This is a genomic window from Parahoeflea alexandrii (genome assembly GCF_024105735.1).
Taxonomy (GTDB): domain Bacteria; phylum Pseudomonadota; class Alphaproteobacteria; order Rhizobiales; family Rhizobiaceae; genus Hoeflea; species Hoeflea alexandrii.
Genome location: NZ_JAAAML010000005.1, coordinates 51,541 through 76,340, shown reverse-complemented (window position 1 = coordinate 76,340; position 24,800 = coordinate 51,541). Strand labels below are relative to the sequence as shown.

The 24,800-nt window shown below is 61.3% G+C and carries 23 protein-coding genes and 1 pseudogene; 17 read left to right on the top strand and 7 right to left on the bottom strand.

Annotation, left to right across the window (positions count from 1 at the left end; all coding sequences use genetic code 11):
- Positions 1-82: 82 nt before the first annotated feature.
- From GTW23_RS22340 to GTW23_RS22285, 12 genes are all read left to right on the top strand, one after another.
- Positions 83-5,188 (top strand): Eco57I restriction-modification methylase domain-containing protein, encoded by a 5,106-nt coding sequence (locus GTW23_RS22340; RefSeq protein WP_252917553.1) that lies wholly within the window; start codon positions 83-85, stop codon positions 5,186-5,188.
- A gap of 255 nt (positions 5,189-5,443) precedes the next feature.
- The gene (locus GTW23_RS22335) at positions 5,444-7,123 is read left to right on the top strand and encodes a ParB/RepB/Spo0J family partition protein (protein ID WP_252917552.1); all 1,680 of its coding nucleotides are present in this window, start codon (positions 5,444-5,446) and stop codon (positions 7,121-7,123) included.
- Positions 7,124-7,213: 90 nt separating this feature from the next.
- The gene (locus GTW23_RS22330) at positions 7,214-7,687 is read left to right on the top strand and encodes a hypothetical protein (protein WP_252917551.1); all 474 of its coding nucleotides are present in this window, start codon (positions 7,214-7,216) and stop codon (positions 7,685-7,687) included.
- A complete protein-coding gene (locus tag GTW23_RS22325; protein WP_252917550.1) occupies positions 7,684-8,550 on the top strand; it encodes a DUF7007 domain-containing protein in 867 nt (288 codons plus the stop codon). Before GTW23_RS22330 ends, GTW23_RS22325 begins: the two co-directional genes overlap by 4 nt.
- Entirely contained in the window at positions 8,550-8,738 is a 189-nt protein-coding gene (locus GTW23_RS22320; RefSeq protein WP_252917549.1) for a hypothetical protein, read from the top strand. The genes GTW23_RS22325 and GTW23_RS22320 overlap by 1 nt, the downstream gene beginning before the upstream one ends.
- An 8-nt stretch (positions 8,739-8,746) precedes the next feature.
- A complete protein-coding gene (locus GTW23_RS22315; protein WP_252917548.1) occupies positions 8,747-9,010 on the top strand; it encodes a hypothetical protein in 264 nt (87 codons plus the stop codon).
- Positions 9,011-9,711: 701 nt separating this feature from the next.
- Positions 9,712-10,299: a hypothetical protein gene (locus GTW23_RS22310; RefSeq protein WP_252917547.1), complete on the top strand. Its 588-nt coding sequence runs from the start codon at positions 9,712-9,714 to the stop codon at positions 10,297-10,299.
- 108 nt (positions 10,300-10,407) lie between these two features.
- Positions 10,408-10,662 (top strand): type II toxin-antitoxin system prevent-host-death family antitoxin, encoded by a 255-nt coding sequence (locus GTW23_RS22305; protein ID WP_252917546.1) that lies wholly within the window; start codon positions 10,408-10,410, stop codon positions 10,660-10,662.
- Positions 10,655-11,050, top strand: coding sequence for a hypothetical protein (locus GTW23_RS22300; RefSeq protein ID WP_252917545.1), 396 nt, complete (start codon positions 10,655-10,657; stop codon positions 11,048-11,050). The genes GTW23_RS22305 and GTW23_RS22300 overlap by 8 nt, the downstream gene beginning before the upstream one ends.
- 335 nt (positions 11,051-11,385) lie before the next feature.
- Positions 11,386-11,571 (top strand): hypothetical protein, encoded by a 186-nt coding sequence (locus GTW23_RS22295; protein ID WP_252917544.1) that lies wholly within the window; start codon positions 11,386-11,388, stop codon positions 11,569-11,571.
- Positions 11,572-11,847: 276 nt separating this feature from the next.
- Positions 11,848-12,777 carry an ArdC family protein gene (locus GTW23_RS22290; protein WP_252917543.1) on the top strand — a complete coding sequence of 310 codons (930 nt, stop codon included), beginning with the start codon at positions 11,848-11,850 and terminating at the stop codon, positions 12,775-12,777.
- A gap of 772 nt (positions 12,778-13,549) precedes the next feature.
- On the top strand, positions 13,550-13,867 hold the full coding sequence (locus tag GTW23_RS22285) for a DUF736 domain-containing protein (RefSeq protein WP_252917542.1): 318 nt from the start codon (positions 13,550-13,552) through the stop codon (positions 13,865-13,867).
- Positions 13,868-14,370: 503 nt separating this feature from the next.
- Here GTW23_RS22285 and GTW23_RS22280 read toward each other — a convergent pair.
- The 5 genes and pseudogenes from GTW23_RS22280 to GTW23_RS22260 form a co-directional block, all read right to left on the bottom strand.
- A complete protein-coding gene (locus GTW23_RS22280) occupies positions 14,371-15,264 on the bottom strand; it encodes a helix-turn-helix domain-containing protein (protein ID WP_252917541.1) in 894 nt (297 codons plus the stop codon).
- The gene (locus GTW23_RS22275) at positions 15,261-15,518 is read right to left on the bottom strand and encodes a hypothetical protein (RefSeq protein WP_252917624.1); all 258 of its coding nucleotides are present in this window, start codon (positions 15,516-15,518) and stop codon (positions 15,261-15,263) included. Before GTW23_RS22275 ends, GTW23_RS22280 begins: the two co-directional genes overlap by 4 nt.
- Before the next feature lie 21 nt (positions 15,519-15,539).
- A pseudogene (locus GTW23_RS22270) lies at positions 15,540-15,749 on the bottom strand (helix-turn-helix domain-containing protein); the annotation flags it as partial.
- Positions 15,750-16,699: 950 nt separating this feature from the next.
- Entirely contained in the window at positions 16,700-18,055 is a 1,356-nt protein-coding gene (locus GTW23_RS22265) for a sensor histidine kinase (protein WP_252917540.1), read from the bottom strand.
- On the bottom strand, positions 18,042-18,725 hold the full coding sequence (locus GTW23_RS22260; protein WP_252917539.1) for a winged helix-turn-helix domain-containing protein: 684 nt from the start codon (positions 18,723-18,725) through the stop codon (positions 18,042-18,044). The genes GTW23_RS22265 and GTW23_RS22260 overlap by 14 nt, the downstream gene beginning before the upstream one ends.
- A gap of 156 nt (positions 18,726-18,881) precedes the next feature.
- On the opposite strand from GTW23_RS22260, the gene GTW23_RS22255 reads away from it, so the two are divergent.
- Positions 18,882-19,259 carry a YkvA family protein gene (locus tag GTW23_RS22255; RefSeq protein WP_252917538.1) on the top strand — a complete coding sequence of 126 codons (378 nt, stop codon included), beginning with the start codon at positions 18,882-18,884 and terminating at the stop codon, positions 19,257-19,259.
- An 81-nt stretch (positions 19,260-19,340) separates the two neighbouring features.
- Here the strand turns inward: GTW23_RS22255 and GTW23_RS22250 are convergent, their stop codons facing one another.
- Positions 19,341-19,727 carry a PepSY domain-containing protein gene (locus GTW23_RS22250; RefSeq protein ID WP_252917537.1) on the bottom strand — a complete coding sequence of 129 codons (387 nt, stop codon included), beginning with the start codon at positions 19,725-19,727 and terminating at the stop codon, positions 19,341-19,343.
- Positions 19,728-20,197: 470 nt separating this feature from the next.
- Here GTW23_RS22250 and GTW23_RS22245 point away from each other — a divergent pair, with 470 nt between their 5' ends.
- From GTW23_RS22245 to GTW23_RS22230, 4 genes are all read left to right on the top strand, one after another.
- Entirely contained in the window at positions 20,198-20,698 is a 501-nt protein-coding gene (locus tag GTW23_RS22245) for a hypothetical protein (protein ID WP_252917536.1), read from the top strand.
- Positions 20,699-20,733: 35 nt separating this feature from the next.
- Positions 20,734-21,501: a COG4705 family protein gene (locus tag GTW23_RS22240; RefSeq protein ID WP_252917535.1), complete on the top strand. Its 768-nt coding sequence runs from the start codon at positions 20,734-20,736 to the stop codon at positions 21,499-21,501.
- Positions 21,502-21,585: 84 nt separating this feature from the next.
- Entirely contained in the window at positions 21,586-22,137 is a 552-nt protein-coding gene (locus GTW23_RS22235) for a phosphatase PAP2 family protein (protein ID WP_252917534.1), read from the top strand.
- 84 nt (positions 22,138-22,221) lie between these two features.
- Positions 22,222-24,228, top strand: coding sequence for a bifunctional DedA family/phosphatase PAP2 family protein (locus tag GTW23_RS22230; protein WP_252917533.1), 2,007 nt, complete (start codon positions 22,222-22,224; stop codon positions 24,226-24,228).
- Positions 24,229-24,239: 11 nt separating this feature from the next.
- Here GTW23_RS22230 and GTW23_RS22225 read toward each other — a convergent pair whose 3' ends face one another.
- Entirely contained in the window at positions 24,240-24,788 is a 549-nt protein-coding gene (locus tag GTW23_RS22225) for a DUF1003 domain-containing protein (protein WP_252917532.1), read from the bottom strand.
- Positions 24,789-24,800: the final 12 nt, after the last annotated feature.

Genomic DNA, 24,800 nt, shown 5'->3' with positions numbered 1-24,800 from the left:
ACTTCCAATTCTGCACGTCTCCGACGCTGCCGACTCGCCCGGCGGCGCGGCTTCGTGCGCCCGCCTCACAGGAGACATCACTATGTCAGACCACGATCCATTCACCCTCGACATGTTCGGCAGTTCGCACAGCGGGCTCAGTTCCGGACTTGGCTTCGGCGTCACAGCCTTTTCCGAAAGTCCGGCGATCGAACCCGACAAGGACGTTCCGCTGCCGGCAGCACCGGCCAAGCGGTCCAAGAGCCGACAGCCCGCGAAACGACAACTGGCCGAAGCGCCCGATCGCGGCAGCAATTTCCATCTTTCCGGAAGCCGTTCGTTGGCCAAGGGCTGGAAGGCCCGCGCCCGCGACAATCTCGAAGCCATCGCCCTGGCCGCGGCGATCGCGGCCGAGGATCGGCCGGCGACAGCGGCAGAACAGAAGCGGCTCATCCGGTTCACCGGCTTCGGCGCCTCCGAATTGGCGAATGCCGTCTTCGCCCGGCCCGGAGAGGAGGGGTTCCGCAAGGGATGGGATGAGCTGGGTGAGGAGCTGCAGGCGTCCGTGAGCGAGGCCGATTACGCCTCGCTCGCCCGCTGCACGCAATATGCCCATTTTACGCCCGAGTTCATCATCCGGGCGATCTGGAAAGGGCTCGAGCGCCTCGGCTGGCGCGGCGGCCGTGTTGTCGAACCGGGGATCGGGACGGGTCTCTTTCCGGTCCTCATGCCGGAGGCACTCCGCGATGCGTCCTTGGTCACTGGCATCGAGCTCGATCCCGTGACCGCGCGGATTGCCCGGCTCCTGCAGCCGGTCGCCAGGATCCTCGATGGTGATTTCGCGCACACCGAACTTTCGGCGCATTTCGATCTCGCCATCGGCAACCCGCCGTTTTCCGACAGGACCGTAAGGTCCGATCGCGCCTATCGGTCGATGGGTCTGCTTCTGCATGATTACTTCATCGCGCGGTCGATCGATCTTCTGAAACCCGGCGCGCTGGCCGCCTTCGTCACCTCGTCTGGCACCATGGACAAGGCTAACGCCACGGCGCGCGAACACATCGCCAAGTCGGCCGATCTTATCGCCGCGATCCGCCTGCCCGAAGGCAGTTTTCGCGCCGATGCTGGCACGGACGTCGTTGTCGACATCCTGTTCTTCCGCAAGCGGAAGCCCGGCGAGCCGCAAGGCGACCCGAGCTGGCTAGACCTGGCCGAGATCATTGCCGCCAGTGAGGACAGCGAGGCCGTCCAGGTCAATCGCTGGTTCGTCAGCCACCCCGATCATGTGCTCGGCCGCCACGCCATCACATCCGGTCCATTCGGCGAAGCCTACACCTGCCTCGCCGGTGACGGCGATCTCGAGGCCGCCCTGGATGCCGCCATCCGATCGCTTCCGACCGCCCTCTATGACGGCGAGCCTGCCGAGATCGATTTCGATCTCGAGCTTGGGACGACCCTGTCGAACGTCGCCAGCCCCAAGGAATCCCATGTGCGCGAGGGCAGTTTTGTCTTCGACGCATCAAAGGGCCTCATGCAGGTGCTCGACGGCAAGCCTGCTCCGCTTCCCGTCCGCAAGGGCCGGTCCGGCGAGGGGTTTTCGGAGAAACAGATCAACATCGTCAGGAAGCTGATCCCGGTCCGCGACGCGGTGCGCGCGGTCCTCAAGGCCCAGGAGACCGATCAGCCATGGCGCGACCTTCAAGTCAAACTGCGCATTGCTTGGTCGAGCTTCGTGCGGGATTTCGGGCCGATCAATCACACCAAGGTGTCGATCACCGAGAACGAGGCAACGGGGGAGACGCGCGAGACGCATCGCCGCCCGAACCTGCAGCCCTTCCTCGACGATCCGGACTGCTGGCTGGTCGCCTCCATCGAGACCTACGATCTCGACACGGATACGGCGAAGCCCGGCCCGATCTTTTCCGAGCGGGTTATTGCCCCGCCGTCGCCACCCGTGATCACCAGTGCCACCGACGCGCTTGCCGTCGTCCTGAACGAGCGCGGCCATGTCGACATCGATCATATCGCGGAGCTGCTGCATGAGAACCGAGAGACTGTCATCGAGGAGTTGGGCAGCGCGATCTACCGCGATCCGGCGGATGGGTCATGGCAGACATCCGACGCCTATCTCTCAGGCCCCGTGCGCGACAAGCTGGCGATTGCCGAGGCTGCCGCCGAAATCGATCCTGCGTACAAGCGCAATGTCGAGGCTCTGGAGGCGGTCCAACCGGCCGATCTCAGCCCGTCCGAGATCACCGCGCGTCTTGGCGCCCCCTGGATCCCCGCTTCCGATGTCGTCGACTTCGTCAAGGAGACGATGGGGACCGACATCCGCATTCGTCACATGCCGGAACTCGCCTCTTGGACGTTCGATGCCCGCATGCTCGCCTACCGCGCCGAGGGCACGTCGGAATGGGGCACCAAGCGGCGACACGCCGGCGAACTGCTCGCCGATGCCCTCAACAGCCGTATACCGCAGATCTTCGATACGGTGAAGGACGGCGACAGTGAGCGCCGGGTTCTCAATATCGTCGACACCGAGGCGGCCAAGGAAAAGCTCACAAAGATCAAGACCGCCTTCCAGAGTTGGATCTGGTCCGATCCGGACCGGACCGACCGGCTGGCGCGGGTCTACAACGACCGCTTCAACAATATCGCGCCCCGATCCTTCAACGGGGACCATCTTCAGCTACCGGGCGCTTGCAGCGCCTTTGTTCTTTATGGGCACCAGAAGCGTGGCATCTGGCGGATCATTTCATCAGGCTCGACCTATCTTGCCCACGCCGTCGGCGCCGGCAAGACGATGACGATGGCAGCAAGCATCATGGAGCAACGCCGGCTCGGTCTGATCTCCAAAGCCATGCTCGTCGTGCCCGGCCATTGCCTCGCACAGGCGGCGCGCGAGTTCCTGGCGCTCTATCCGACAGCACGGATCCTTGTTGCCGACGAGACCAACTTCACGAAAGACAAGCGCCACCGCTTCCTGTCGCGTGCGGCGACTGCTGCCTGGGACGCGATCATCATCACCCATTCGGCCTTCAAGTTTATCGCCGTCCCCGCCGAATTCGAAAAGCAGATGATCGAGGAGGAGCTCACGCTCTATGAGGAGCTGCTCACCCGGGTCGAAAGCGACGACCGGGTGTCGCGCAAGCGGCTGGAGCGGCTGAAGGAAGGATTGCGGGACCGATTGGAGGCGCTCGGCTCGGTCAAGGACAACCTCCTGACCATCTCCGAGATAGGCGTCGATCAGATCATCGCCGACGAGGCGCAGGAGTTCAGAAAACTCTCCTTTGCCACCAACATGTCGACGCTCAAGGGCGTCGATCCGAACGGCTCGCAGCGCGCCTGGGACCTCTATGTCAAATCCCGCTTCATCGAGACGAAAAACCCCGGTCGGGCGCTCGTGCTCGCCTCCGGCACGCCGATCACCAACACGCTCGGCGAGATGTTCTCTGTCCAGCGCTTCCTCGGACTGGAGGCGCTGAAAGAACGGGGCCTGCACGAGTTCGATGCCTGGGCCTCGACCTTCGGCGACGTGGCGACCGAACTCGAATTGCAGCCCTCCGGCAAATACAAGCCCGTCTCGCGCTCTGCGACCTTCGTCAATGTGCCCGAGCTGATCGCCATGTTCCGCTCCTTCGCCGATGTCGTGCTGCCGGGCGATCTGAAGCAATATGTGAACATCCCCGCCCTCGCGACCGGCAGGCGCCAGATCGTCACCGCCAAACCAACGGATGACTTCAAGCTCTACCAGCAGGTGCTCGAGGCCCGCATCAAGGCGATCGAGAAACGCGAGGGGCCGGCCCAGCCCGGCGACGACATCCTCCTGTCCGTCATCACCGATGGCCGTCATGCGGCAATCGATCTGCGACTGGTCGATCCGGACAATGACAATGAATCGGACAACAAGCTCAACAAGCTGATCGAGAACAGCTTCCGCATCTGGCGCGAGACGGCTGCCAATACCTACCTGACCCGCGAAGGAAAACCCTTCGACCTGCCGGGCGCGGCACAGATGATCTTCTCCGATCTCGGCACGATCAGCGTCGAGAAATCACGCGGCTTTTCCGCCTATCGCTGGATTCGCGACGAGCTCGTCCGCCTCGGCGTTCCGCCTTCGGAAATCGCCTTCATGCAGGACTACAAGAAGGCGGAGGCGAAACATCGGCTCTTCGCTGACGTCAATGCCGGCAGGGTCCGCTTCCTAATCGGGTCGTCCGAGACCATGGGCACTGGTGTCAACGCGCAGCTTCGCCTCAAGGCGCTGCATCACCTCGACGTTCCCTGGCTCCCCTCGCAGATCGAACAGCGCGAGGGCCGCATCGAGCGGCAGGGCAATCAGCATGACGAGATCGACATCTTCGCCTACGCCACCGAAGGCTCGATGGACGCGCAGATGTGGCAGAACAACGAGCGCAAGGCCCGGTTCATTACCGCGGCGCTGTCCGGCGACACGTCCGTTCGCCGGCTGGAGGATCTCGGCGAAGGCCAGGCCAACCAGTTCGCCATGGCCAAAGCGATCGCTTCCGGCGATCAGCGCCTGATGCAGAAGGCGGGACTTGAAGCCGACATTGCCCGGCTCGAACGCTTACGCGCGGCGCATCGCGACGATCTCTTCGCCGTTCGTCGGCAGATCCGCAACGCCGAACGCGATATCGAGCACGACACCCGCCGGATTGCGGAGATCGGTGAAGACATCAAACGACGGGTTCCGACTACCGGCAATGCCTTCGCAATGACCGTTGCCGGACAATCCTTCACTGATCGCAAGCCCGCCGGCCGCGCGCTGATGAAGGAAGTCATGACCCTCGTGCATCTGCGGCAGGAGGACGAGACGACACTCGCGACAATCGGTGGTTTCGATCTCGTCTTCTCCGGCCAGCGCTTCGGCAACGACGAATTCCAGTATGACGTCGCGCTCGCACGGACCGGCGCGGAGACCGAAATCGATCTCGCCCTGACCGTCACGCCGCTCGGCGCGGTCTCGCGTATCGAGCATGTGCTGGCCGGTTTCGAAGACGAGCGGTCGCAGTATCGCTTCCGGCTCGACGACGCCAAGCGCCGGCTGGCCTCCTACCAGTCCCGCCAGGGTGGCGAATTCGGCTTTGAAGACGAGCTGGCCGACAAACGCCGGCAGCTCGATGGCATCGAGGCCGATCTGGCGGACGAAGTCCTGAAGGAGGGGAAGGAAGCCATGGAGGCGGCCTGAGAAATGAAAAGAGCGGGAGGGGACCGGTCGCAGACCGGTCGGGTCCGGTGACGCTCATGCTCAACCGCCGCCTGCGCCATCCCGGCCCGTCGTCCTTCGCAGGGCTTGTGAGCCCCGCTCGTCCGGCCGGGCAGGGACGCTCGGCCGCAGTTGCACCGGTCCGCCCGCTCCGCGGTCCCGGGGATGTCTTCGAGAAGAAGACGAGAAAGGGAGCCGGCGGCATGCCGGGTCCTCAACCCTAACCAGGAGCTTCCCATGCATATCATCAAGATCGACCCGCGCGCGCTCAAGGACAATCCCGACGACGCCCGCAAGTCCAAATCCACGCCGCAGGGCGATGCGCTGTTGGCCGCGACCATCAAGGCCGTCGGTATCATCCAGCCGCCCGTGGTTTCTCCCGAAGCCGATGGCGGCAACGGCTTCATCATCCAAGCCGGCCATCGCCGCACCAGGGGCGCGATCGCGGCAGAGCTCGAGGAGATCGAAGTCATCGTCACCGATCCCGCCGCCGACGGCGGCGCCATGCGTTCCATGGTCGAGAACATCGCCCGCGAACCGCTCAATCCAGTCGACCAGTGGCGCGCGATCGAGCGGCTGGTCGCGCTCGGCTGGACGGAAGAGGGGATCGCGGCGGCGCTGTCGCTTTCGGTGCGCCAGATCAAGAAGCTCCGGCTGCTGGCCAATGTGCTTCCGGCCATGCTCGACCAGATGGCGAAGGGCGACATGCCGGATGAGCGGCAGCTCCGGACCATTGCCGCCGCCTCGATTGCCGAACAGAAGGAGGTCTGGAAGGCCCACAAGTCCAAGAAGAACGAAACCACGTCGTGGTGGTCGGTCGCCAATGGCCTCTCCAAGACCCGCATGTATGCGCGTGACGCCAGCTTCGACGACGAGCTGGCGCAAGCCTACGGGATCGCCTGGGTCGAGGACCTCTTCGCGCCCGCGGACGAGGACAGCCGCTACACGACCGATGTTGAGGCTTTCCTCGGCGCCCAGCAGGAGTGGATGACCAACAACCTGCCCAAGAACGGCATGATCACCGAGTCCAACAATTGGGGTCAGCCGGAGTTGCCGAAGAAGGCCGAGCGGGTCTACGGCAAGCCGAAGAAGTCCGATTGCACGGCGATGTATCTCGACCGCGAGGGCAAGGTGCAGTCGGTCGTCTACCGGATGCCCGAGCCCCAAACAGCGAACGGAATGTCGGCGAAAGGCAAGGGTGGCGAGGGCCGCGCCCTCGCGCCGGCGCAGCGCCCCGATGTCACCCAGAAGGGGCAGGACATGATCGGGGACTTCCGCACCGATGCGCTGCATGAAGCGCTTCAACGCGCGCCGATCGAGGACGACACGCTGATGGCGCTGCTCGTCATCGCCTTCGCCGGTCAGAACGTTCGCGTCGATTCCGGCTCGGGCAATAGCGGTTCGTTCCGCAGCCAGATCGCACCCCATGCCGCGATGCTCGTGGACGAAGCCGGCAATCTCACTTTCGACAAGGACACGCTCCGCGTCGCGGTCCGCTCGGTGCTGATCGAGGTGCTGTCGTGCCGCCGCAACATGTCGAACAGCGGCATTGTCTCGCGGATCGCCGGCGCCGTCGTCGGGGCCGACAGCTTCCTGCCCAACATGGGGACCGAAGACTTCCTTCTGTGCCTCTCCCGGCAGGCCCTCGAAGGCGCATGCGCGGACACTTCGGTGCTGCCGCGCAACAAGGTCCGCGACACCCGCGCGGCGCTTGTCGAGCATTTCAGCCAAGAACGCTTCGTGCATGCGTCGGCGCTGTTCGCGCCAGATACCAACGAACTCGCCGACTGGAAGGCCCACAACGAGATCGTCGAGGATGAAGACGCCACCGACGTCGATGGCTCCGTCGAAGAGCCGGATGAGAGCGACATCGACCCGGATGCCGTCTCAGAAGGTTTCCGCGAAGCCGCCGAATAGCGGCGTCCTCCCTTCCGAACGCACATCGCGCCGCCGGCATCGTCCGGCGGCGCTTTCGTTTCCAATCCCGAAAACAGGAGGACATCACCCATGTCCGCGCAACTGATCTCCGACACCGCTCCGCTCGGTGCGATCATCCGCTATTCCGACGGCACGCCGCGCCCACCCGAGCGGCACCGCCGCAAGCTCCAAGCCTGGGAGCGCCACAACAATACGGGCCGGCTCGTCAAGAAACAGGCCGCCACCGTCGTTGGCCAGACCACCATCCCGGCCAGCTTCACGCTTCACGAGGGGGACTTCGGCAGCAAGGCGGTCATCGTACTTCGGGTCTTCAGGACCTTCTCGGTCGATAGCGGGCTCGAGTTCTCGGTCGTCGAGCGGCCGACGGCCGGCGCGATCCTCGTGCTCGATCGTCCCGGTGACGCCGGCGAGCTGGTCCATGTCGCCCAGAACCTGCAGGCGGCCGACGAGTGGCTGTCGCGTCACGGCTATCCCAATGCCGTGCTGCGGGAAGTGACAGCCGACGAAGCCGCTACCGATGGCGGCGAGGGGAGGGCGGCATGACCTCCGATCAAAAAGGGCCAGATTTGACGCCGGGGCCGAAGGTTCGTTTCGCCATCAGTGTCGAAGGGTTTCCGGTTGCACAGTTCGACGATACCGCTTTCGCCATGCTGCCCGGTCACGCCGAAACGTACTTTCTTGGGCATGCCTGGCGAATACGCCGCCCGCTCGATGAGCTGCTCCGCAAGGACTTCTACGGGCATGGCGGTGTGCTCGCCGATCAAGAGGCGTTCCGCGCCAAGGTGCTCGAACAGGCCGAGCACATCCGTGAGAGGCAGGCGCTCGGACGGCACGAAATCCGCTCCCACGCAAACACGCCGTGGGGACCATCGCAGGGCGCGACGGTGTTTGCCGAAGGTGTCGTCTGCCATTCGACTGCTGGCCATGGCGGCTTCCATCTTGCGACCGACCGCAATGCGAAGGTCGACCGGCGACTTCGCCGGCCCGGCGGCTGGTATGAGGAAGACGCTGAATGGGCGATCGTCGCGCTAAGCTTTCCGCATCTCTTCACGAGCTTCGAACGGCGTTGCGCCGAGCAGACCGTGAAAGACAGCTGGCCCGATGCCTGGGAAGCGATCTTCGCAACCGTGCTCGCGCCCGGCCAGTCTCATGAAAAGGACCGGCGTGCCTTTCATGCGCGGCACGCGGGCGACTGGATTGTGATCTCCGCCATCAGGTCCGAGCACCACGGCCGTCATGTGGAGGTCATCGCGACCCTTGGCGGCCACCGGGACCGAGAGACCGAGCAACGCCGGTTCCTCGTTCCTTCCGACGAATACGAGATCGGCCGTTTCGGTTTCGTCGTCGATCCCGACCGGCACGAAGTCTACGAAGGTCCGTCGAGCTTTGTCGGATGGGGACGGTGATGCCGGTCCACTGGAAACTCATCGCCTCAGCCTTTGGCTGGCGCGCCGGCTTCAGGCTCGAGGACGCCCATCCCCGGCTCGTCATCCATCACAGGCGCCACAGCGGTCGGCTAGTCGGCGCCGACGCGTGGAAACGCGCCGTTCTCATCTCGATCCGCGCCCCCGAATTCGTCCATCCAAAAGTGTGACCCTCTTCATGAGCACCTTTCTCGTTGCCATCCACCTTATCGTCGATACGAACGGTCCAAATCCGCGTGCAGAAATCATTGCCGCTCTCGAGGCACAACTCGACCAGCCCGCGGCACCTGTGCCGGCTACAGGCGGCATCCTCGACTGGGCCGTCGCCGGCGAAGACCTGGCTGCGTCCATGGCTCCGGTTACCATTCCGTCCGACTACAGACCCGGGACCACGCAATTCCCACGATGGCCCCGAGTCGTGCCGAAACGGGCCGCATCATGATGGCCGCCAAGCGAGCGAAACTGCTGCGTCGGATGGAATCGGCGCACCGGCAGACGAGGGCGCACCTTGATCGGATCGAACGGCAGATTTCGGCCAGGGCGGAACGCATGACCACGACAGCCAGGACGAAGGCCCGGTCGCGGACGCGCGGGGGATCCCGATGGACCCGGGGCGATGTGGCCACATTCCGAGCCTATGTCGATGAGCTCAGCTTCGAGCGGCGCGGTGAAATTGATGCGCTCAGCCGAAAGCTCTCACGGCAGGAGCGGGCGATCACAGCCGTCAGGGCAAAGACCATCAGCAACGGACCGACTGCCAAAGCGGATGTGCAAACCGCATTGTAACGGCAGGAGCATGTGCGGCGGGTCACGGTCATTTCCTTCACATTGAGTGCCGGTAGTATGCCACCCCTGCCGGCCTCCCTTCGGTTCTGGTCGCGGTCGTAAACCGGCGGCCGGAGCCTTCAAGGCCGCTGACGCGCCGCGGTGCGGCCGCACGCCCCATCCTCGCCAAACCGGCCCCGCGGGACTGCGCGAGGGCTTGATAAGCCCTGCTGGCCCGCAGGACAGGTTCGCTCGTCTTGGTCCGCGCGGACCCTGAAGCCCCCGTCTTTCCGCCGGGTTCTTTTGCCCGCGCCCGAAGGGAGGGCCGGCAGGGGCCGGCTCGAGCCTTCGGTCAAACAGTGAAGGAAAGGATCTCACATGACCAGCAACGCTCGTTCCTCCCGTCAATCCGGCAAGATCGTCCAACTCCGCAAGGGCGCTTCTCTCGAAATGGTCCGGCTCGCCTGCCCCGACAGTGCCCAGGCCTCCCTCATCTCCGAAAGTTTCGGCCTTCCCGTCATCGACAGCGACGGCATCCGCGATCTCCACCACAAGATCATCGTCGACACGGCCGAATCCCTGAACGAAGGCCTCGGTGACCGGGCCATGCAGATCCACCTGCAGCGCATCGTCGGCTCCTATGTCGGCTCCGCTCATGGTGCCGGCCAGTTCTACTCCCGCGCGGTCTCAGAAGCTCGGGACGCGACTGCGAAGTCTTCCAACGATACGCGTGACGAGGATCTCGACGGACCTGTCGGTTTCGACAGCAATGCTCAACGCAAGCGCGAATTCGCGGCCGATATGGGCATTCAGGCCCATGCGCTCCGCTGCGCAGCCGAGGGCGTCGTGACCGCATACGAAGAAGTCGTCGGCGAAGCGTGGAAACCCTTCCAAAGGCAGGTCGAGAACCCAGGTCAGACCGTCGACCGCAAGGCCGCCGAACTGCAGATGGCGGCACTTGGCTGAGCCGCTCGGGCGGAGCTTCGGCTCCGCCCTTTTCTATGACGCTACGGAGGTCAGAATTGACAATTCAACGTAAAATACCTATTTTACGTAAAATGATGGAGCCTTGCGATGAAACAGTACACTTTTTCTGACATGAACCGCTCCTCGGGCGAAATCCTCGAGGCGGCAATGATCGAACCGGTCGTCCTCACCAAGCACGGTAAGGAGAAGCTTTTTGTTCTGTCCGCCCGCGATTATCACCGCATGCGCGGCGACCCGAGCCCGACCAAGTCCTATTCTCTGCATGATGTCCCGGACGATGTCCATGCGGAGTTGATGTCCGGCATCGACGCCATCCTCGAACCTGCCAAAGAAGATGCTTGAGCAGGGCGACGTCGCCGAGTTCCACTATCTCTGGCATCGCGAAGCGGAAAAGGGTGAGGAATCCGGCCGGAAGCCCCGCCCTGTCTGCATCGTCATCAAGACGCCCGGCAATCCGGACGTTGTGTTTCTCTTTCCGTTTACCTCAAAGCAGCCGCTCGACGGCCAGCTTGCGCTGCATGTCCCTGAAATCGAGTGCCGGCGCATCGGCCTCGCCGCGCCGTGCTGGATCATTCTCGACGAGTTCAATCGCGTCGAGATGGATAAGGACTATGATTTCGTGTCCACCGAGCCGATCGGTTCTGTCAGCGCGGCGTTCCTCCGCGAGATAGCCATGACAATCAAGCAAGCGGCCCGCGCGTCCGCTATTAAGGCGGTGAAGCGGACCTGATATCCGCTCCGAACTCTCCCCGACAAGAAGTCTTCGTATCCCGCACTGTGTTAGGCCTGTCATCATGCGACCGGAGAGCGTACCTGGCCATCCAGCCTCGGCCCGGCCAAACCGACCGCACATGGCCGAAACTCTATCTCGGACGCAGCCCAATCCCGCTCTTTTGAGAGATGGCATTCCTTGTGCGGCGCGAACTTCCACGATCAACCCGTAAAGGGTCCGCTAGCAAGCTGCGGCCGCTTGGCTTTAGCCTGCGCGGTGATCGCGTCCGCTAAGCCGCACACTGACGGAGCCATCAAGAGCGGGATTGGCCCGCTCCAACGATGGAGCCGAACATGCAGCACGATCTTTTCCTCGCCCAGAAACACGCCTGGAACCTCGCCCGGACCCTCATGACCCCGATCGTCCTGTTCAAGTCCGACGGCGAATACGGTGTCCTTCCCGCCGACGAAGTCGAAGACGCCGAGATCGTTGTCCTCTTCGAATACGACCCCTACACCGGTGGTCACTCGGTCCACTGACCGATCAAACTTCTCTTCCTCAACGGCGGCGCGCAGCGCCGCCCTTTCCGCGTCGCGGATGTCGCGACCGTGGTCCGTCCCGAGCAAGGTCCAGGCGGAGCCGGCAGCAGCGTCAACGGCTTTGCCGTCCTTCTCTTCGTTGCGGCCCTTCGCCACCCCGCCGCGCTGCGCGCACCGGGGCCTCGGCTCGGGTGCCGCTCCGGCCTTGAGCCCCGCCTTTGTTGGACCTCGTGACGGACCGCGATCGGCGCGGTCCTGAAACCAGGAGGTCTGAAAATGAAAAGGAAAGAGAAAAGCCCGCGCATCGATATCTATGCGCGGATCACCGAGACGATTGTGGCCGATCTCGAAAAGGGTGTCCGGCCCTGGATGAAACCATGGAGCGCAAGCGGGCTCGAAGGCCGGATTACGCGACCGCTCCGGCATACCGGCGAGCCCTACACGGGCATTAACGTGCTCCTCCTCTGGTCGGAAAGCCTCGCCCGAGGGTTCGAAGCGCCGCTCTGGATGACCTACCGGCAGGCTGTGCAGATCGGGGCACAGGTTCGCAAGGGGGAAACCGGTGCGACCGTGGTCTATGCCAGCCGCTTCACGAAGACCGAAACCGACTCTCGCGGCGACGAAGTCGAGCGGGATATCCCGTTTCTCAAGACCTACACGGTCTTCAATTGCGATCAGATCGAAGGACTGCCGGATCACTATTATCACCGGCCGGACCGGATCATCGACCCGGTGTCACGGATCGACCATGCCGATCGTTTTTTTGGGAACACCGGAGCATCCATCAGGCATGGCGGGTCGAAGGCCTTTTACGCCAGCTCAAGCGACCACATCCAGATGCCGCCCTTCGAAAGCTTCCGGGATGCGGAATCATACGTGGCCGTTCTCAGCCATGAGGCAACCCATTGGACGGCGCCGGCACACCGCGTCGGACGCGATCTTTCGCGCTATCACACGGATCGCACTGAACGGGCCCGCGAAGAACTCATTGCCGAGCTCGGGAGCTGCTTCCTGTGCGCGGATCTCGGCATCGTGCCGGAGCTCGAGCCCCGGCCGGATCACGCGAGCTACCTCCACTCCTGGCTGAAGGTCCTCAAGGACGATAGGCGGGCGATCTTTCAGGCGGCGGCACATGCACAACGCGCCGTGACCTATCTGCACGGCCTTCAGCCGGCTCGAGCAATCAAAGAGCGGGAGGCGGCCTGATGCTTTCCCTCTCCAATGCTGGTGCGGAGGGCGGACCGCCCTCTGCCATGCGCCTGCGTGCGCGAACGCTCGGCGCCCGGCGTCCAGTCGACGACACTCGCCTTGATGGCGGTCAATGGCACGGTCGGGCCCATGACCGTCACCATTGATCGCGACGATAGCCCACGACGACGGAGCACCTGCGCCACCTGTCTGCCCACATCACGAGGTACCAGAGCAGAGCCCCGGCAACAGCCGCGCAAGCTTGGGAGCGGAACGTCACATTCGGACAGACGCCTGTTCTCTCCTTTCCGGGCGCGCGTCCGGTCACCGGAGACGCGGTGAGGCTGGCCCAGATCACATGGATGCCCGATGCAGCAATCATTCTGCCTTGAACTGTGCCCGGATCGATCTGCCGATTGTTCGACCGTTACTGGTGGCAGTCAGCATGTTCGCCGCGTCCTGGCCCATTCCTTTTGTCGTCGTATCTCACGGAGCTCGCCCAACGCGGTCTCGATTTGGCATGTCTGACCGGCAATTGGCTTCGCCTCGCTCGGCTTGTCGCAACGGCGGTACGGAACTTTCTTCCCCTGCCGGCTGCGCCGCCATTCCTCGCGAAACAAGAAAGCCCCCGTTCCGCCGCCCTCCATTTCATTGCGGTCCCTGCGAGCCCACCCCATTGCGCAATCGCAACGAGGGCCCCGGGGGGATGCGCACCGATCGTTCCCGTTCTCTTCGACAGCCATCGAGGTCGCGATGGGCGCGGCCCGAAACATCGAAAAGGAATAGGACAATGGCAAACATCGGCACTTTCACCACCACCAAGAACGGCTTCACCGGCCAGATCAAGACCCTCGCTCTCAACGTCAAGGCCCGCTTCGAGCGCGTCGAAAACCCCTCCGACAATGGCCCGCAGTTCCGTATCTTCTCCGGTGCCGTTGAACTGGGCGCCGCCTGGCAGAAGCAGGCCAAGGGAACTGAACGCGACTACCTCTCGGTCAAGCTCGACGACCCGAGCTTCCCGGCACCGATCTACGCCACCCTGGTCGAGGTAGAAGGCGACGAGGGCATGCAGCTGATCTGGTCGCGTCCGAACACCAACCGCGACTGATCTCCCACAAGGACAAGGGCCTCGCCTCAAAGGCGAGGCCCTTTCCATGTAAGCAGGCAGTGATCGCTCTTGCCGTTTCGGTTGGAACCACCTTTCCATATCGCCTTGACGGGCGTGTGAACCTGGCTCTCGATGACCGCGCGGTTTTCAAATGATGCCCAAACGTATGGCTCCCTTAATGGGTGCGCCGGGACCGGCGTCGGTGTTGCCTCAATTGCAGGTGGCGCTGGTATGAATAGCCCGGCATTTATCGTTTGGTGAGCGATTTAGCTCCGAGCTTTTTCGTACGTCGCTTACCCGTGGCTTCAATTGTCGATCACGCGGATGTATCTTCTCCCTCCCGTTGATGCCTCGGCACAGCCACAGCTCGACGCACTGCCGGGGGGAGGGACGAGCGCCGGGCGGGATAGCGTCGGAAATGTCGGTGGCGGCTGTCTCCAGGCGATCGCCAACGTCCGGGTTCGAGCCGATCAACATCTCGATGCAGTTGCCTCACGACCGCTCTATTGCCAGAATGATCTGCGATAGACCACGGGCGACATGCCGACCTCGCGACGAAATCCATTTGCAAAGTGGCTCGAACTCGAGAAGCCGCAATCGAGGGCTATGTCAGTGATAGACATGTCCGAGCTGCGCAGATGTTCTTTTGCCCGGTCGATCCGGCGCCCAATGATAAAGGCGTATGGAGGGGAGCCGGTCATCTGCTTAAAGGCCCTGCAGAAATGCGGAATACTGACGCCAGCGACGTCCGCAAGCTGTGAAAGGGACAGATCGACGGAGAGATCCTGATCGATTTTCTCCATAACCCGATTGAAGCTTCTTGGCGCCAAGCCACCGGCCTTGTTGACAACGGAATAGTTTGTCTGCTTGCGAAACAACTGAATGAAGATAGCAGACACATAGCTTTCGACAAGCAGCGTGCTCAGAGGGCTTCGATCATGAATCTCCGCCCCTATCCCCCGCACCGCGTGCATCACCGCCGGATCCTCAAAACCCAGATCCGGACGTAGTGTCGGATGCCTGCGTACGCTGTCCCGACCGAGCAGTTCCGACACTTTGGCTGGATCTATTGTGATCGACAGGTATGCGGCCGAGGCCGCACCGGCTTCCCAACCCTTCCAGTGACACCCCGCAGGAACGAACAGGATCGACCCGGGTTTTCGCCGGGCGAAGCCGGCCGGCTTGCCGTCCAGCGAATAATCACCCCGCTCGGAACTCCCCTTCAGATTGAGGAGAACGAGATGATCCCGCGAGGTGAGGGACGTCTCCTCTGTCTTGAGGCCGGTTCGTTGAACCTGCTCAGCCCGTACACGACCCCAGGATTTGCTCTCGCGCGACAGGGTCCGGCAGCTGCCGGTCTTGAACGTCGTGAAGGGAGCGACGAGTTCCCGGGTCATCTCGAACGCGCCCCATCGGCTTGTGACATGTCCTTGGCCAGCGCCGTGATCAGCGAAGATAGACGGGAGCGCACGTCCGGACTGAGCCGCATCAGGCCTTCCGTAAGCCGGCGCCCCTGGGAACTGGCGATGAAGACGATGCGCTCATCAGCGAGTATCTGCGGGGTCTCGCCCACTGCGGTCACGTTGCCGGGCAGGCCTTCGAAGAACCGGCCTGCGGGAACACCCAGCGCGGCGCCTATCTCATAGAGCATAGAGGCGCTCACGCGGTTCCTGCCGCTTTCGTATTTCTGGAGCTGCTGATAGGTGATGCCAATCTTTTCGGCGAGCCGCTGCTGCGAGAAGTCGGAATGGATGCGGATTGCCGTGATCTGTCGGCCGACATGTATGTCGGCTGGATGAGGCGCTTGTTTGACGGAACTTCCTGCAGACCTGTCGGGCGCTGTCGGAAATCTGGATGTTGACGCAATCTTCCGATGTTGCATCGGCCGCTCCCCGGAAAGGTGAGTTTCTCGCGGTGCGCCCCCGCGAACTCACTATTACCTCCGACTGATCGGGGAGTTGGAAACTGTCGGTGACAGCCCTGTGGCCTTTAGTTCCGAGGAACCTGGACATACGCCACAGGCTCCCCGACCCAAAGGTCAGAGAGTTTGGTGCTGAATCGACCAGCACCTATCGCACCGAGGGGTTTCCAAGCCCCAAGGCAGCGCGTACTGCCTCGCGGCGGAAAATAGCCGACAGGAAGCAACATCGCTAGAGCGCCAACACGGAAAAGTGTGGTTAGCAGGCGGGATCGCGGCAGGATTGTCGTATTCTGGCACTTTCATGCAAGTTGGGGTGTCAGTTTTTCGCTGAACCGACAGGGCTGGGCGCGTTCCCGGAGGGAATAGCCCACCCTCCGACATCCCGCTTCGGATCCGCCAGCGGCATTACCCGGATCTCATGGAGGCTTACAGATCCCAGATTACGCCCGGACACGAAATTTAGCACCTAGCTGGCTGCTTCCGGTGAAGCTAATGGTCTCGAACGGGCAGCCCGATCGGACAGAGCCCGGACACTCGCTGTGGGGGAAACCAATGACCAGATTGGGGCCGCAACCTGTCAGGCAGGTAATGGCAATGAGGCGAGTAAGCAGACATTCAGCTTTAGGCGTCGTGGCGTCACTATCGGCCCAAAGGGGGTGGTCGGGAGAGAACCGAAAGTGACCGCCTTACACCATACTTGGGTGTTCCTCTTGTGATCCTGATACTCCGTAGGCGGTCGTAAAACGGAGACGGTTGTGGTCACTGGAGAAATGCCCAAGGAATTTTGGAACTCATCCGAGCGTTCTGAAGGTTCGAGTCGCACATGGGTTGGCAAGTGGCATCTTCCTTTCACCTCTGCGGCTGCAGGCTTTTGGCCGAAGGTCAGTTCCGCCGTCCTCCGACGAGGCACCTCACGCGCTCCAGGACAGCACGAATTTCGCGCCGGGCTGATTGTCTTCGACCCGGATGGTCATGTCATGCAGATCGGCAATCGCCTTGACGAGGCTCAGACCGAGACCGTGACCTTGTGTGTTGCGGCTCTTGTCGAGGCGATAAAGCCGGCGGAAGATCTTTTCGCGCTCGTCCTCGGGAATCCCAGGGCCATTGTCCGAGACGATCGCGGTACAACCGCCTTTTTCCGTGTTTAGCGACAGTCTGATTTCCGTTCTCGGCGGGCAATGGTTCATCGCGTTTTCGACAAGATTGATGACCAACTGGGTCAACAGTTCCCTGTCTCCTTCAAGCGGGCAGGATGGTGTCCCGGACAAGTCGAAGGAGAGCAATTGCCCGTTGTCCTCGGCAACATCTGCATAGATCTCCGCAACGGTCGCGAAGATGTCCTTCATGTCGACTTCGGCGAAACGAAGCCGGCGCGTTCCGGCCTCGATCTGCGAGATGCGAAGCAGCGCCTGAAAAGTTGCGTTGATCTGATCGCTTTCCTGAAGGGCCTCCTGCAACTGGCCGCTGACCGGCTTGCCATGGTCATCCTGCAGAACTGCCTCCTCCAGGATCAGCTTCAGCCGGTTCAACGGGGTTTTGAGGTCATGGGCAATGTCTGCACTGACCTGACGCATTCCCTCCATAAGGTCGGATATGCGATCGAGGGCCGCATTGATCTGGCCGGAAATGACATCGATGTCGTCCCCCGAACCGCCAAGCTCGATGCGTTTCGACATGTCGCCGCCGGATACATCTTCCATGGTCTGCGCAATCGCATCGATGCGCGCCTGGGCACGTCTCGTCAGATAGGCCCCGGAGATCGCAGCAATTATCAATGTGAACACCAGCATCCAGCCGAAGTTGATGAGCAGGATCTGCGTAAGGTCTTCCGTTGCCTCCAGGCTCTGGCCCACGAGGAGATTGGTTCCGTCGACCTTACCCGAGATGACCCTGAAACTTTCCTCGCTGTCCAAACCCAGTTCGGCCGCGGATACGGTGCTTAGCCCCTCGACGGGCAGATAGGTCTTGAGGTCTCCGGCCAGACGATTGCCATCGGGCGAGCCGAGATAGAAGACCCGGCGGTCGCCATTGTCCAGCCGGCTGAAGGATTCCATCGTACCGATCAGATCTTCCACGTCTCCCGGGGAATAGCTCGATTCGATCACCGAAAAAGTTTCGGTGACCGATGTATCGAGCCAGGAGTAGATTTCCGCCCGCAACAGAAAGTAGGTGACGGCAAACACGATCAGCGTCGTGACGACAAACAGCGAGCCGAAGGCGAAAGCGAGGCGGAACGGCGTACTCCGGAACATTCTAGCGCGGTGCATGAATGCTGTACCCAGTGTTGCGCACGGTATGAAGCAGGGGCAGCTCGAACGGTTTGTCGATCTTTGCCCTCAGCCGGCTGATGTGGGTCTCGACGACACTTGTCTGCGGATCGAAATGCAGGTCCCAGACCTTCTCCAAGAGCATGGTTCTCGTGAGCACCCTGCCTTCGGCGCGCATCAACACCTCCAGAAGCAGAAACTCCCGCGGTTGAAGATCGATGATTTGGCCTCCCCGGCGCGCCTGCCGTCTGACCAGATCGAGTTCGAGATCCATGATCTTGAGAACGGTCTGCTGTTCCTGGACCGGCGGCCGGCGCGCTAGCGCATTCAATCTTGCCAGCAATTCGGAAAAGGCGAATGGCTTCACGAGATAGTCGTCTCCGCCTGCTTCCAGCCCTTCCACGCGGTCGTCCACGCCCCCCATGGCTGTCAGGAAGATGACGGGTGTTCGGACCTTTGCAGCCCTGGCGGCCCGCACGATCGACAGGCCGTCGAGACCGGGAAGCATCCGGTCGACAATCATCACATCGTAATTGTCCTTGTCCTGGGTCGCCTGGAACAGGCCGTCATGGCCATTGTGGAAGACATCGCAGACATGGCCGGATTCGGTCAGCCCCCTTGCGATAAAGCTGGCCGTCTTTTCATCGTCCTCGATTACGATAATGCGCATGGGAGCCTGTCATCTCGTTTCTGTTTTCCCGGAAACTAACCTCACATCATTTCCAGGAGCTTCCGGAATTTATACATTTTTGTAAAGAAACACTGACGGAGAATGCGGGCACGGGTGCTCCCATGGAGGTCGTGCCCATTGCGGGGTTCCGGAGAAATGCTGACCCTTTCCAAGCTCAGGTCGTGGGCGAAGACTGTCAAGGACAACATCCTTGCGCTTTACCTGTCTGCACGCGATGAACGCATGCCGGCTCTGCCGAAGTGGCTGGCGCTCATTACCGTCGCTTACGCGATCAGCCCGATCGATCTTGTTCCGGATTTCATTCCGATCGTCGGCTATGCGGACGACCTGATCCTGCTGCCCCTCCTGATCATGCTCTGCGTCCGAATAACGCCACGCGATATCTGGTCAGAGAGCCTCGCTGCCGCCAAGCGCGGAAATGCACCCAGGCTCACGGGAGGCAAATTGGCCGCATTTGTCATTGTCATCATCTGGCTTTCGGTTCTGACGACGGCTGTTCTGGGTATCGTCTAGTTACCTCGGTTGAACCATTTCGGCTCCCACGGCACGCCGCCCGGCATTTGCCGGGCGGACTTTCAAGCACCGATACGACGATCAGCCGTTGTCGCCGTCTTCGGCTTCACCGTCTTCGTGACCGTCGCCATCCTGGCCGGCCTTGTCTTCGTTGGCGGCCAGCTTTTCGACCTTGCCGGTATTGGCATCGACCATCAGGTTGTGCTCGGTACCATCGGCGGCGATGACGGTAATCTCGTAGGCAGGCATCCCGTTTTCGAGATCGAACTGGGTCTCGGCGGTCTTGCCGGGCTGTGCGGCTTCTGCTGCCTTGATTGCATCAACCATGGACAACTTGACCGAGCCAAGTGCCTGGATTTCCATCTGATCGGCGGTACCGCCGTCGCCAGCCGCCAGGGCCGAAGTGGCTCCAGCGGCGCCCAGACCGGCAGCCAGCATGGAAGCGGCAATGATCATTTTCTTTTTCATGGTCTTTCTCCTTTGAACGGATCGGCACCATGCCAATCGCGTAAGGAGAAGATGGGTGGTGGTAATTACCGCCCTTTGGCCGGGAACTTACAAATCGGTATTCTACAAGGCGATTTGAAGGCAACCTCCAGCGCACCCGGCCCCGAAGCTTACAAATCCGTATGTTTGCCGAAAGGCACCTGTATTCCGCGCATCCTACAAGCAGCGACATCGGTCTTCCGCAGCCGGCGTTTTCCCAGCGACCGGTCGCCGGATTGACCGGATACCGATCACAATGCGCCGGCGGCCATGTTTCCGGCGCAAATCTGGAGCTGCCAAAAATGAAACAATTCCTTCTCGCAACCGTATTGATTGCGGTACCGGTCGCCGCGTTCTCATCCTATGAGATCCTTTTCGCGCCCGCCGCACCAGACACGCAAACCCAGGCCCAGACACAGAGCCAGGGCCTCGGCGATCTTTCAAGCTACAAGGTGATCACCACCGATGTTCAGAAGATCGCAGCCACCGGTGACTTCACGGCTGCGGAAAAGCGCGCAACCGACTTCGAAAAAGAATGGGACGACAACGCAACGCGCATGCGATCGATCGATACTGTGGCATGGGGCAATGTCGATGCCGCAGCTGACGCGGTGTTCAAATCGCTTCGCCAGGGAACTCCCAGCGCGGACAAGGTCAACGTGGCTCTTGCCGATCTGCAAACCAGCCTCGACAGCTCGGGAATAGGCGGCGGCGCCGCTGGAACACAATCCTTTATCAAGGGAATAGCAGTGACCGATTTGAACGGTCACCCGATCCCTTGCGAAGACCTGATCGGACAGTTGAAGACCGCTTCCGCGAAGGCCGGCATCTCTTCAGAAAGCAAGGCAAAGGCCGCGGACTTCCTCACTAAGGCCCTTGAACGCTGCAACGCCGACGATGACCAGCGAGCCGATGCATTCTCTGCACAAGGCCTCGCAGTGCTCAATCAATAACCGCGCCCTATACAAGATTACAAAGGAACACTTCGATGGAACCCACCGTTCTCGAAAACCGCGTACCGCAAGTAACAGCCGATTTCTGGATCATCAAACTGCTGGCGGTCACCATGGGTGAGACTGCCGCCGACTATCTCGCCGTCAACCTCGGCCTGGGCCTGACGGCCACTTCAGTCATCATGGCTTCCATCCTGGTCGCCGCACTTTTCACGCAGTTCGGACAACAGCGCTACGTACCCTGGGCCTACTGGCTTTCGGTCGTCCTGATCAGTGTCGTCGGAACGCTGATCACGGATAATCTCGTCGATAATTTCGGCGTGCCGCTGGAAGTCACAACCGGGATATTCACCGCCGCCCTCATTGGCACGTTTGCAATGTGGTACGCTTCCGAGAAGACGCTCTCCATTCACTCGATCTACACCAACCGGCGTGAAACATTCTACTGGCTGGCAATTCTCTTCACCTTTGCCCTGGGCACGGCGGCCGGCGACCTTGTCTCGGAACGCTTCGGCCTCGGTTATGGCAGTGCCGGAGTCCTTTTCGGCATGGTCATCGCTTCGCTCAGCCTCGGTTATTTCTTCCTGGGCCTGAATTCGATCCTCGGCTTCTGGCTCGTCTACATCCTCACGCGGCCCCTGGGTGCATCGTTCGGTGACCTGCTCTCGCAACCGAAGGAATTCGGCGGCATGGGTTTCGGTACGATCGCCACCAGCGTCGGCTTTCTCGCAGCGATCTCGCTGATCGTCATCTACATGACCGTGACCCGGAAGCCGGAAACGATCGAAGCCTATCAGCAATAGATCTGTCGGCGATCATCCCCCTCACAGCCTCCGGAGCATCAACATTGATGCTCCGGAGACCCAATTTTCCAGGACAGTGTTCCGATGCATCACTACGACATCATGCTCACGCGAGCGATCAATCATCTTGCCGGCACGTCGTCGCTGCTCGACATGTTTCTTGTCGATCTGACGAAGGCCGGGGTGCCGATCATGGTCCTGGCTGTCGCCTTGCAATGGTGGAGGAAGGATGACCGGCCGGGGGTTCGCCACACGCTCATATCCTCGGGGATGGCTTTCCTGCTCGGACTGGCCATCAATCAGGCCATCCTGATCTTCATTCACCGTATTAGGCCCTACGATGCAGGCCTCACCCACCTTCTGATCGCTCCGAACCCCGACTTCTCGTTTCCATCGGACCATGCGACAGCCTCGATGGCAATCGCCGTGACATTCCTGCTTCGGGGGTCGAGGCGCTGGGGTGGCGCATTCCTCATGGTCGCCTGCATAATATGCTTTTCAAGGGTCTATGTCGGAACACATTATCTGACGGATGTTCTCGGCGGGGCCGTCACCGCGAGTCTCGCAGCATTCCTGGTTACCGGCCTGTACAGGAAGGGGACGAGACTGGACCGCAGGCTGACCGAGATTTTCTAGCAGTTCATCGTTCCGTTTATCCCGATCGACGAAACATGACCCCGGGGCTTGCAATCCTCCTTCAGTCACCGCAGGTTCGACCAAATGCTAGCATCTCTGATTGCCCAACTCGTCGAGTTTCTTCGCCTTCATCCGCATGTTGCCTATACCGCTGTCTTCTTTCTGGCCATGTCGGAGTCGCTGCCCGTCATCGGTGCCTTGATCCCGGGGACGGCAGCTATCATCACGCTCAGCGCCTTGGTTCCGAGCGGAGTCCTGGTGATCTGGCCGCTGATGGGTGCGGCTGTACTCGGGGCGATCGCGGGCGATGGATTTGCCTTCTGGCTCGGCCATCGCTTCCATCGCCAGATCCTCTCTGTCTGGCCGTTTTCCCGCCATCCCTCGTCGATCCGCAGCAGCGAAAGATTTTTCGAGAAATATGGCCTCAGAAGCATCTTTCTCGCGCGTTTTATTCCGGGGGTCCGCGCATTCGTGCCACTGCTGGCCGGCACGATGATGATGCCGGTCATCCGCTTCTATGCGGTCAATATCGTGTCGGCACTGATCTGGGCGCCGGCTCATATCCTGCCGGGGGTCCTCTTCGGCGCCTCATTCCACGCCCTTGGTGCTGCAGCCAAACCGGCCGCTGCGCTCCTGTTCACGTTGCTGGTCCTGGGTTGGCTGCTCGTCCATGCGATACGTCTGATCGTGCGCAAGGGAATACCCATTCTGCGGCGTGCAGCCACGCATGTGCAGATCCGGCTTGCTCAGAAGGATGACCCGGTTTCTCGAATGGTCTCGCAACTTTTCGACCCAGGCAGCAATGAAATCCGGGCCATCGGGATTCTCTGTAGTGCGGTTGTGGCGTTCGCATGGGTCTTTTTCGGTATTGCCGAGGATGTCTTTTCACGCGATCCGCTCGTGAACGTGGACCTGGCAGTCTACAATTTGCTTCAGGGCTTCAGATCTGCTCCGACCGACTTCGCAATGGTCGTCGTGACGGAGCTCGGCGACACAGCCGTGGTTGTTGCTGTCTCCGTGGCCATCCTCGGCTATCTGGTCTGGAAGAGGGCAAAACATGCCTCGATTTATTTCATGGCCGCCGTTGCCGGAGCATCGCTGATCAATACGGCAATCAAGGTCGGCATGCATCGTGCACGCCCGGTCGACGGGCTCTACGATGGTTTGAGCGCTTTCTCGTTTCCCAGCGGGCACAGCACCGTGAACATGGTGCTGTATGGCGCCATCGCCATCCTGATTGCGTGGCAGGCGGGACGCCGCTTCACAATCATGGCTCCTGCCATCGCCGGCATCTTGGTCCTGACCATCGCGTTCTCGCGTCTTTATCTCGGGGCCCACTGGTTTTCCGACGTGGTCGGCGGCATGGCGTTTGGGCTCGCATGGCTTGCCCTGCTTGCCCTGGCTCTCGTCCGCCGCCCGCTTGAAAAGCTGAACCCCGTGATACTGGCGGCAATCCCCGTGCTTGTCCTCGCTTCCGCGGGTGCCTGGCACGTGAACTCCAGGCTCGGTCCCGATCTGCAACGCTATGCGGCCGCACTGCCTCACTCCAGACTGGATCTCGCAAAATGGTGGCAGAACGGAACCATCGGGCATCCCCGGATGCGTGTCGACCTTTCCGGTGAAAAGAGGGAGCCATTTTCCGTGGAATGGGCGGGGCCGCTTGAAGATCTTCAAAAGGCGTTGGAGACATCGGGTTGGCGCAAGGCAAGCCCGTGGGGCCTTCAGTCCGTATCTGCGTTTCTGAGCGGTGCGACTCCTCAGGCGGAGGTACCGCCTTTGCCTTTGATCGCATCCGGCAGCTTCCCCACACTGAGCCTGGTCTATCCGGGTGAAACAGGGGACGATCGACTGGTCCTGAGAGTTTGGAACAGCGCCACCGAGGTTGCCGGCCGGATACGGACGCTATTGTGGTTGGGAACCATAACCCTGGAAACAGTCAACAGGCCGCTTGGCCGGCTATCCTATGTGAGCCACGACGGGGACGGGACGGAACGAGGGTTGCCGAAGGTTGCGAAAGCCATGCAAACCATCGCGTCCGGGTTCGCGGTCGGCGCGAAACTGCTGCGCGCCTACACCACTCAACTGGACTAGAAGTGCCGAGATCACTCGGACACCGTATCCAGCCGCTTTAGAATCAAGTTCAGTTGAGCAGACTGCGCCTCTTGTGTCCGAAGGATTTCCGACAGCTGTTCGTTTCTGATCTGGTCCATCTTTTCATGCAGTTGCAGCACTTCGAGCTCAGCCTTCAGGTTGACCTCATAGTCGTTCGATGCGGCGAGCCTGTCCTTGTTGGATTGGCGGTTCTGCGACATCATGATTACGGGCGCCTGCATGGCGGCCAGCATCGACAGCACGAGATTGAGGAACACGAAAGGATAGGGATCGAAGACATCCCTGTTCGGCAGTGCGACGGTATTGATCGCGATCCAAAAGAACAGGATCACGCCGAACAAGATGATGAAGGTCCACGACCCTCCGAAGGCCGCGACGCCGTCGGCCAATCGCTGGCCAAAGGACAGCCTCTCATGGAACAGGTCATTGATGTCCTGGGAGATTGCAACCCGTTTGGCCATTCGTCTCAGGACGCGCTGCTCCCGCTCTGGCAAGTCGTCGTACCCGGTCTGCAAGAGGTGTTCCGCAAGCTGTTGCACATTTCTGTCCAT